The following is an 8,015-nucleotide window of genomic DNA, read 5'->3' on the forward strand; positions in this document are numbered from 1 at the left end:
AGCGAGGAGTTCTACGAGATCCTGCACGAGCAGGTGGAGATCGCGGAGGGCGTCATCCGCCTGCTGAGCGCGAGGTTAAGGGAGGCGGACGCGGTGATCGGGCGGCAGCGCCGCGCCGCGGCAAGCTGAAACCAACGGCTAACGGCCAACGGCTAATACTCGCCGGTGGTGAACCGCCGTTCGCCGCCGCCCGCCCCGCTCTTGGCGCCCGAGGCGTCGAAGGCGGTCGTGTTCACCGCGATGTTGCCGCCGCCCGGCGTCGTCGCGGTCCGGTTGGTCTTGCACGTGTTCAGAGCGGGAGCCGGCCACGATGAGCGCGAGCGAGGCATTCCGCGACATGGCCTAATGACATAGCTTCACCCCGCCCACGACAATATGACGGCGCTCACGCGCTGATACCACCGAAACCGAACGAGACCGTCGATGCCACGCATCTCAGTCTGGTCCCTGCTCTTCGCCGCGACGGCCACCTCGCTCCACGCCCAGGCGCCGGCCCCTGCCAGCCCCTCGCCCGCCGACCTCATCATCACCGGGGCGCGCATCTACACCGTGGACCCGACCCGGCCCCGGGTGGAGGCCCTCGCCGTGCAAGGTGGACGCGTGGTCTTCGTGGGGAGCACCCGCGGCGCGATGGTGCTGCGGGGGCCCCGGACGCGGGTGCTGGACCTGCCCGGGCGCACCATCATCCCCGGCATGGTGGACGCGCACTTCCACTTCATGGGAGTCGGCGCGGCGCTGCGAAACCTAGACCTGGTCGGCACCCGCTCCGAAGACGCGGTCGTCCAGCGCGTGGCGGCGCGGGCGCGCGAGGTGCGCCCGGGCGAGTGGATCCGCGGCCGCGGATGGAACCAGAACGAGTGGGCCGATACCCGCTTCCCGACGCACGAGGCGCTGAGCCGAGCCGTCCCCGACAACCCGGTCGTGATGACCCGGGTCGACGGCCACGCGACCTGGGTGAACGCCCGGGCACTACAACTCGCCGGTGTCACCGCCTCCACGCCCGACCCCGACGGCGGGCGGATCATCCGGAACCCTGACGGCTCGCCGACCGGAGTGCTCGTGGACCGCGCGATGGGGCTCGTCTCGCGTGTGGTGCCGCCGCCCTCGATGGAGGAGCGCCGCGCCCAGGCGCTCGCCGCCCTCGCGGAGGCCAGCCGATGGGGACTCACCGGCGTCCACGACGCGGGAGTGGACTCTGCCTCCATCGCCCTCTACGAGGAGCTGGCCCGCACGGGCCGCTACTCGCTGCGCAACTACGTCATGATCCGAGAGGACAGCGCCACCCTCGAGCACCTGCTCGGGCGCGGGCCGCAGAGCGCGCTGTACGGCGGCCGGCTCTGGATCCGGGCCATCAAGCTCTCGGCCGACGGCGCGCTCGGCTCCCGAGGCGCTCTGCTGCTCGAGGACTACAGCGACGAGCCGGGCAACCACGGCCTCACCGTGACGCCCGCCGACGTCGTCCGGCGCACCGCAGTGCGCGCCCTCCAGACCGGCTTCCAGCTCAACGTCCACGCCATCGGCGACGGCGCGAACCGCGCGGTGCTCGACGCGTTCGAGCCCGCGCTGCTCCAGGTCCCGGTCGCCGACCACCGCTTCCGGATCGAGCACGCGCAGGTCATCCACCGCCAGGACATCCCGCGCTTCGCGCAGCTCGGCGTCATCCCGTCGATGCAGGGGAGCCACCAGACCAGCGACGCGCCGATGGCCATGAACCGCCTCGGCTGGACCCGCGTTCAGGGAGCATACGCCTGGCGCTCCCTCCTGGAAACGGGCGTCGTGATACCCAACGGCTCCGACGCGCCGGTCGAGCACTGGAACCCGCTCATTTCGTTCCATTCGGCGGTGACGCGCCAGGACGCCGGCGGATGGCCCGCGGGAGGTTGGTTCCCCGCGCAACGGATGACCCGCGAGGAAGCGCTGATGAGCATGACGATCTGGCCGGCGTACGCCTCGTTCATGGAGGACGTGAGCGGGTCGTTGACGCCGGGGAAGTACGCGGACTTCGTGGTACTGGATCAGGATATCATGCGCGTGGCCCCGGACCAGATACTCGATACGAGGGTGCTGATGACGGTACTGGGGGGAGAGGTCGTCTACGAGGCTGGGAGGGGTCAGTGAGCGGTAGAGTTGCAGGGTTGCAGAGTTGCAGCGGTCGGCAGGGGGTAGTGGGCAGGGCGCTCTCGGCGGCGCTTCTCCTTGGCGCCTTGGCGCCTTGGCCCGTTGGAGCCCAGATCCGTCCACTCCCTCCGCTCAGGGAACAGGCGCGCATCCAGCAGGAGTGGCTCCAGTACCGTCTCGACAGCATCCTGCCCGGGCTCATGCGCAGGCATGGGGTCCAGATGTGGATCGTGGACTGCCGCGAGTATAACGAAGACCCGGTCTTCTTTTCGATAGTCTCGGCGACGACCTTCGCCTGCCGCCGGCGCACCATCTACGTCTTCAACGATCGCGGCCCCGGTCAGCCGTTCGAGCGCCTCGCCCTTGGCGGCAGCTCGCAGGGCGGACTCTTCGCCGCGTTCCGGGACTCCACCGTGCCGAGCGGCGAGCTGGTGGGCCAGGGCCAGTGGGCGCTGCTGCGGCGGCTCGTCGAGACGCGCAACCCGGCTGCGATCGCGATCGACATCTCGGCCACGCACGCGTTCTCGGACGGGCTCTCCGCCGGCGAGTACGAGCAGCTCCAGGCGGCCCTCGGGCCCGAGCTGATGGCGCGGGTGCGCCGCGCGGAGCTCCTCCCGCTCGAGTACATCGCCCTCCGCGCACCCAACATGGAAGCGTGGTACGTGCGGTTGCAGGAGATCGCGCACGATATCATCCGCACGGCGTTCTCGCGTCAGGTGATAACGCCCGGCGTGACGACCACCGACGACGTCGTCTGGTGGACCCGGGAGCGCCTGAGCGACCTCGGCCTCGGCACCTGGTTCCAGACCACCGTGGACGTTCAGCGCCGCGGCGTGAATCCTGATTCCTTACCCAATCCGATCATCCTCCCGGGCGACGTGCTGCACATCGACTTCGGTGTCAGTGCGATGGGGCTCAAGACCGACACTCAGCACATGGGTTACGTGCTCCGCCGCGGCGAAACCCAGCCGCCGGAGGGGATCCGCCGGGCCCTCGCGACCAGCAACCGGCTCCAAGACATCGTCATCGCCGGGATGGGTCCTGGACGGACCGGCAACGAGGTGCTCGCCGCATCGCTGGCGGCGATGCGGGCCGACGGGATCACCGGCACCGTCTACTCCCACCCCATCGGCGACCACGGGCACGGCGCCGGACCGCTGATCGGGTTGTGGGACCGGCAGGAAGGCGTTCCCGGCCGCGGCGACGTCCCGGTGCTGGCGAATACCTGGTTCTCGATTGAGCTCGAAGCCCGCACCCCCGTGCCGGAGTGGGGCGGTCAGGCGGTCAAGTCATCGCAGGAGGAAGATGCCATCGTGGGCCCGGACGGTGCGGTCCGCTGGGCATTGCGTCGGCAAACCGACTTTCATCTCGTGAGGTGAGGCGGGCCGCCGCCGCCGCGGCGGGTCGCGCTCAGGGAATCACGATCGTGGCGACGACGCCGTCGAAGTCGTCGGCCGCAGCTTCCGCTCCGGCGGGCACCCCCCAGGTTCCGCCGTCAACCCGCACGTTGAAGCGGTACAAGCCCGGCTTGAGCCGGAGCGTCACCTCCCACACGCCGTCCGCCCGCACCAGCGGAATCGGCTGCCAGTCGCTGAAGTCCCCCATGACCTCCACCCGGCTCGCCGACGCCGCGTGGATCCGGATCGCGTGGGCGCCGTCCTCGGCATGTCCAAGCTCGAAGCGCACGCCGGCGAGCGCCGTCGGGTTGTCGGGCGGGCGCACGCGGCCGGCCAGCAGGCGCTGTGGCTCGGCGACGCGCGCGCGCGCCTTCGCGCGCTGGCCGAGGCGCATCGCCACGGTGGCATAGCGCCCCGGAATGCTGCCGCGGGCTGGGTCGCTCGGATAGCGGCCGCCACTCGCGACGAGCGCGAGCCCGTCGGACAGCCAGGCCACCGCGCTCACCTCGCCGTACGCTCCGCGTCCGCCGCCCCGGCTCGCGAACCGCGCACCGAGGCTGCCGTCCGCCTCGAGGCGGCCACGGGTCCAGCGCGCGCGCCCCCCCGCGTCGGTGTACACCGTGTCGCCGACGCGCATGGTTGCCCACGACCCGCTGAGCCACATGATTCCCGATCGCACCCACGCGCCCGCCTGCCACCCGCGCGTCGCGTACGCCGTGTCCGCGCGGTAGGCGCGCCCGCCTGTCGCGCCCGCCCACATTCCCCGCTGGCGCGACATCCAGTGCACCCGAACCTCGCCGAGCAGATGTGCGAACCGCGCGAACTCCGCGTAGGAGCTCGTGCCCACGTCGCCGGCGACCTCCGCCCGAAGCGGCCCCACCACGGGAGAGAACGCCGCGCCACTCAACGATCCCTGGAGGCTGCGGTTGCCACTCTCGAAGACGAGGAGGGTCCCGCGGGCGCCGGCGGAGAAGCGTGGGGTTTCGATGCGGAGCGCGGGGCTGATCGACGCGGCGCCGGATGAGAGGAACCCGTCGTAGCGAACGATGGACACGCCGGCATCGAGCGTGTTGACGACCTGTGCGGTGAGGGCGGGGATCCGGGCCAGCGCGCACACCGCACCCAGACCGAGCGCGGAGAGCGGCCGGGCCAGCCTCACGTTCGTGCGGCGGCGGCTGTTACGGCCGGCGCGGCCGCGCCGGGCCCGGCGAGGACGCTCCGGCGCCCAGCACTTGGTCCCGGGCGGTGGCATTCACTCGAACGGCGACCGCCGCGCCCGGAGGGGCCCCCAGCGCGATATCGCGGTCCACGCTCTGCCGGAACGCGACCAGCTCGGCGTCCCGGAGCGCCGCGCGCGCCAGCGCCACGACTGCGAGCGATGCGGTATCCGGAGGCACGCCGTCAGCGAGGAGGTCGGCGAGGACCGCCAAGTGCACGGCGACCGTCTCGTCGGTACGCACGGCGCGCACTCGCTGGAGCGCCGTCACCGGCGCGCCGGCGCGGAGGGCCGCCGCGCCCGCCACCAGCTCGGCCGTAGAGGACGCGGCGCCGAGCGCGCCCCGCGCCGCGGCCAACTCGCCCGAGAGCCGCCGCACCGCGGCCAGGATGCGCGCGCCCGGCGCGTTCTTGCTGGCTCCTTCGAGCGCCTTGGCGATGAGCGGGTCCGTGGGAACACCGAGCGCGCGTACCGAATCTACGATCGCCTCCACCGCCGCCCGCGTGCCCGCATCCAGCCGCCCCGCGAGCCGCGGGTCCTGCGCGCGCCCGGGCCGCGCGGACACGGCGAGCGCCAGCGCGACGACTCCGATCAATCGAGCCCGCCTCATAGCGCCCTCCCCGCGGCCGGCGGTGCGCCGACCGTGATCACCGACGACGGGACGCCGAAATCGTCGCCGATGGCGCGGGGCGCAACCGGGTCGGCGACGAACCGCAGACCGTCCACGACGAACGTGTAAGTATAGCGACCGGGCGCGAGCCGCACCTCGACTGCCCACAGCCCCGACCCGGCCCGCGCCAGCGGCGTGCGGCGAGCGTCCCACCCGTTGAAGTCACCGGCGAGCGCGACCGCGCGCGCCTCGGGGGCGTGGAGCACGAACTGCACGGCCGGCACGGATTCCTCCGCCGCGACATCCGCCGATGCCGGCGCGCGAGTCGATCGCGCGAACACCCCCAGCGTCACGACTCCCGCGACGCCGGCCGCCAGCGCCAGGCCGCCAAGCGGCGACAGCGCGAACGAGCGAGGCTCGCGCGCCCATTCCCAGGCCCGGATCCACGCCGGCCTCGACGACGACCTGCGCACCTCCGCCATCACCCGAGTGTCGAAGCCCGCGTCGAGCGGCACCGCCTGCTTCAGCTCGGCCGCGATCCGGCGGATCAGGTCAGCGTCATCATGCCTCACTCTGTACCTCCTGCAACAGTTCGCGCAGCCGGTCGCAGGCGCGCTTGACCCTCATCTTGAGGGCGGATACGCCCGCGCCCGTCACCCGCGCCATCTCGTCGTATTCCAGCTCCTCGACGTGCTTGAGCAGGAACGCCTCCCGATACAGCGGGTCGAGCCGCGCCAGCGCCCGCTCGAGCTCCTCCCGCCAGGCGCCCCCGTCGAAGGCGGGCGCCGCACCGGCACTCTGAAGCGCGACCTCGTCGCGCACGAACGTCCGGCCCCTCCGGCGGGTGATCGCGCCGTGAGTCCGGCACCGGTTGGCGAGGATCCGGAACAGCCACGAGCCGAAGCGGGAAGGATCCCGGCAGTTGGACAGGGACCGGTACGCGCGGACGAACGCATCCTGCATCGCCTCCTCGGCGTCCTCGCGGTCGCCCAGCATGCGCAGCGCGAACCGCACGAAGCGGTCGCGGTACCGCGCCACGAGCACCGCGTACGCGTCCACATCGCCCGCCAACACGCGTCGGACGATCGTCGCGTCATCGGGGCCCACACCGGTAAGACCCTCGGCGCCCCCCACGCGTCACCGCGCCCCGGCGTCGTGCCGCCGGTGACCAGACCGGCGCCGGCCGGGTCTTTCATGTTGAGGTTGCCCCACCGCGTCCAAGTCGCTCATGATGGAGTCCAGATGCGCACCACCTTCACCACGGCCATCGCCCTCGCTTCCGCCCTCGTCGCCGGATCCTGCTATCAGGACGATACCACCGGCCCGAACCTCAGGCCATACGGCGCCCCCTTCACGACCGTCGAGATCACCGACGCTCCGTTCCCGTACGATTCCGTGGCGCGCGTGGACCTCTACATCGTCAGCATCCAGGCGAGCACCTCGCTCGACACCAACGACCTCAACCCGGACTGGGTGACGATCGCCGAGCCGCACCAGGCGTACAACCTGATCGACCTCCAGGGCGGCGTCACGGACACGCTGGGCGGGAAGATCATCCCGGCCGGCCAGTACCGGGCAGTCCGCATGGTGCTCGACACCGACTCGTCGAGTATCACGGCCAAGAACGGCCAGCCGATGCCCGTAGCCTGGCAATCGAGCGCCGGCCGGCCGACGCTGTACGCCTACGTCGAGGACCCGCTCGGCGTGTCGGACACCGGGGCGCAGATAGTCATCGACTTCGACGTGGGGCGCAGCTTCCTATGCGACGCGCCGTGCTCGAGCTTCGTCTTCAGCCCGGTCTTCCGCGCCGTGACCAAGTCGGCCACCGGCTCGATCAGCGGCGTGGTGCGCGGCGACACGCTGGTACAGTTCCCGGAGGCCATCAAGGACGTAACGGTCACGGTGTTCCGAGGCAACGTCGCGCTCTTCGACGCGTATTGGACGGTGGTCGCGACCGGGAAGACCGATGCGCAAGGCGAGTTCCGCATCGCGTACCTCCTCCCCGGCAGCTACATCGTGCGGGTCGACGCGCCCCGGGCGTCGCCGTTCACCCCGGGCGTGATTGGGAGCCTCAACGTGGAGGCGGGCCAGGACACCCGCGTCAGCATCTCGCTCCCAAGGCTCTCGGCCGGCACCATCCAGGTCTCGCCGCTGCCCGACTCCCTCATCCGGGGCGACAGCATCGTCCTCACCGCCGCTGTCGTGGGCCCCAGCGGGCCGATCCCCAACCCGCGCGTCACCTGGACGAGCCTGGACTCGGGGATCGCGCCGGTGTACCAGCTGTACTCGGGCCCTCAGGCCCTGGTGTACGGACGCTCGCTCGGCACCGCGCGGATAATGGTGAGCGGCGACGGCTCCAGCGCCACGCTCTTCATCAGGGTAGTGCCCGGTGTTCCGCCGGTCGTCAGCTCGGTGACCATCTCGCCCCCCGCCGCCACCATCGCCCGGAACGACACTCTCGGCCTGTTCGCGTTCGCGCGCGATCCGCTGGGGGCCCCGATCGCGAACCGGACCTACTCGTGGACCACCAGCGACACTCTGGTCGCGCGCCTCATCTGGGTAGCCGGCGTCGGGAACAACTACGCGATCGTCCGCGGGATCAATGCGGGGACGGCGACCGTCAGCGCGGCGGCGGATGGGAAAACGGGGACGGCGACGATAACAGTGACTCCGT

8 protein-coding genes are annotated in these 8,015 nt (G+C 71.4%); 3 read left to right on the forward strand and 5 right to left on the reverse strand.

The window, feature by feature from the left end:
* Nucleotides 1–152: 152 nt before the first annotated feature.
* Entirely contained in the window at nucleotides 153–329 is a 177-nt protein-coding gene (locus tag Q8Q85_13525; protein ID MDP3775277.1) for a hypothetical protein, read from the reverse strand.
* A gap of 94 nt (nucleotides 330–423) precedes the next feature.
* Here Q8Q85_13525 and Q8Q85_13530 point away from each other — a divergent pair, with 94 nt between their 5' ends.
* Together Q8Q85_13530 and Q8Q85_13535 are read left to right on the forward strand one after the other, a co-directional pair.
* Complete coding sequence (locus Q8Q85_13530) at nucleotides 424–2,118, forward strand: amidohydrolase (GenBank protein ID MDP3775278.1); 1,695 nt, start codon at nucleotides 424–426, stop codon at nucleotides 2,116–2,118.
* Nucleotides 2,115–3,497, forward strand: coding sequence for a M24 family metallopeptidase (locus tag Q8Q85_13535; GenBank protein ID MDP3775279.1), 1,383 nt, complete (start codon nucleotides 2,115–2,117; stop codon nucleotides 3,495–3,497). Before Q8Q85_13530 ends, Q8Q85_13535 begins: the two co-directional genes overlap by 4 nt.
* A 31-nt stretch (nucleotides 3,498–3,528) precedes the next feature.
* Here Q8Q85_13535 and Q8Q85_13540 read toward each other — a convergent pair whose 3' ends face one another.
* The 4 genes from Q8Q85_13540 to Q8Q85_13555 are packed head-to-tail and all read right to left on the reverse strand — an operon-like array spanning nucleotide 3,529 to nucleotide 6,448.
* Nucleotides 3,529–4,674, reverse strand: a complete 1,146-nt coding sequence (locus Q8Q85_13540; GenBank protein MDP3775280.1) for a glycogen-binding domain-containing protein — start codon at nucleotides 4,672–4,674, stop codon at nucleotides 3,529–3,531.
* A gap of 19 nt (nucleotides 4,675–4,693) precedes the next feature.
* Complete coding sequence (locus Q8Q85_13545; GenBank protein ID MDP3775281.1) at nucleotides 4,694–5,341, reverse strand: hypothetical protein; 648 nt, start codon at nucleotides 5,339–5,341, stop codon at nucleotides 4,694–4,696.
* Entirely contained in the window at nucleotides 5,338–5,913 is a 576-nt protein-coding gene (locus Q8Q85_13550; GenBank protein ID MDP3775282.1) for an isoamylase early set domain-containing protein, read from the reverse strand. The genes Q8Q85_13545 and Q8Q85_13550 overlap by 4 nt, the downstream gene beginning before the upstream one ends.
* Nucleotides 5,903–6,448, reverse strand: coding sequence for an RNA polymerase sigma factor (locus Q8Q85_13555; GenBank protein MDP3775283.1), 546 nt, complete (start codon nucleotides 6,446–6,448; stop codon nucleotides 5,903–5,905). The genes Q8Q85_13550 and Q8Q85_13555 overlap by 11 nt, the downstream gene beginning before the upstream one ends.
* Nucleotides 6,449–6,583: 135 nt before the next feature.
* Between Q8Q85_13555 and Q8Q85_13560 the strand changes: the two genes are divergently transcribed.
* The coding region (locus Q8Q85_13560; GenBank protein MDP3775284.1) for a DUF4382 domain-containing protein at nucleotides 6,584–8,015 on the forward strand (1,432 nt) is incomplete at its 3' end.

It is taken from the genome of Gemmatimonadales bacterium, from assembly GCA_030697825.1.
Taxonomy (GTDB): Bacteria; Gemmatimonadota; Gemmatimonadetes; order Gemmatimonadales; family JACORV01; genus JACORV01.